Source organism: Rhizobium ecuadorense, assembly GCF_001187535.1.
Lineage (GTDB): Bacteria > Pseudomonadota > Alphaproteobacteria > Rhizobiales > Rhizobiaceae > Rhizobium > Rhizobium ecuadorense.
On record NZ_LFIO01001860.1, the window covers coordinates 1 to 262 of the forward strand.

At 61.1% G+C, this 262-nt stretch carries 1 pseudogene; it reads right to left on the reverse strand.

The features are described 5' to 3' along the window. Positions 1–196: pseudogene (locus tag AF337_RS44830) on the reverse strand (hypothetical protein); the annotation flags it as partial. Positions 197–262 lie beyond the last annotated feature (66 nt).

Below are 262 nucleotides of genomic sequence, written 5' to 3' on the forward strand. Positions count from 1 at the left end.
CCGCAACGACACTCGCGGCGGCGGTCGTGCAAACCGAAACGTCCAGTCTCGCGACATGCAGAATTGCATTACCCAGTAGCATATCGCAGGGCGTAGTCTCCACTTCGGCCCCGCCTACGCTATGCGCAGGGACGCCGCGCACGGTCGCCAGCATTCCGCGCTTTCTTAATATGGTTATGTCGGCATCCCTTGTCATGACGATCTCTTCTGCCGCCCGGCCGCCGCTGGCTTCGAACATAGCGTCCCGTACCACCAACTACCC